At 57.8% G+C, this 948-nt stretch carries 1 protein-coding gene; it reads right to left on the reverse strand.

Translation table 11 applies throughout. From position 1 onward, the window contains the following. Positions 1-108: 108 nt before the first annotated feature. Complete coding sequence (locus CKO36_RS19220; RefSeq protein WP_200286500.1) at positions 109-714, reverse strand: HAMP domain-containing protein; 606 nt, start codon at positions 712-714, stop codon at positions 109-111. Between the last annotated feature and the right edge of the window lie 234 nt (positions 715-948).

A 948-nucleotide genomic window follows, 5' to 3' on the forward strand; every position in this document is an offset into this window, starting at 1 on the left:
CGCCGGGATTGTACTCAGCCTGCGGGCGCTGAGCCAAACGACCGGGCGCTGGCAACAATTTTGGCAGCGAATTGATCAATTCGGTGCCGCCTGTTTCGGGTGATCACATTATTCAAAGGCCGCACCCCTGCGGATCACATCCACGACGCTGCCAATGTGCAGACTCTGCTCCGCCAGACTACGCATCTCGGTCCCGCCTTGTTCCACCTCGCAGGCCAGCATCCGAATCGCTTCCATGGCGATACGCACCATCTCCAGACCATTTTCTGCTTCGTGATCGGCCGCCTGAGTGGCCGCAGCCGCTTGCGCGGCATTATTAGCCACCTCAGCGACGGTCGCACTCATTTCGGTCATCGCCGTGGCAACCTGATCGGTGCGATTGAGCTGATCCATGGCTCCTTTCACCGTTTCAGATGTCACCCGCGACAAGTCACCCGCCGCCTCGCCCACCTGATCGGAAGCACGCGCGACATCCGCGACGAACAGCCGCAAGGCATCCTGCATCTGCGCCAGGGAACGCATCAGTTGACCGGTTTCATCATGGCCCAACACACTGATCGTATTGTCCAGATGACCGTTGGCGATCCGCTCCGCCACCGCCATAGCCTGTTTCAGAGGGCGCACAATGGAGCCGGTTAACAAAGGAGCCAAAAAACCGAGCAGGACAATGGCGACCAACCCGCCGATGAGCGCAAACAGCTCAGCCCGATGCACTGTGTCGGCAAGCTCCTGGCTATCCCCCTCGGCCTGAGCTTTGAAGTCCTGACCGCTGTCGAGCAGAATTTTTTTAATGGCTCGCCAAACTGGGGTCTCTTCGCTGTTAAGGGCCTGTCACAAAATAAGTGTCTCACTTTGAGGGCTGCTGCTATGCTTATGGCATGGTCAATGGCGACACACTAAAACGGCGGTTTGAGCTTCTTGAACCGGTTCTTGATGAACGGTTGCGTC

The sequence above is a fragment of the Rhabdochromatium marinum genome (genome assembly GCF_016583795.1).
Taxonomy (GTDB): Bacteria; Pseudomonadota; Gammaproteobacteria; order Chromatiales; family Chromatiaceae; genus Rhabdochromatium; species Rhabdochromatium marinum.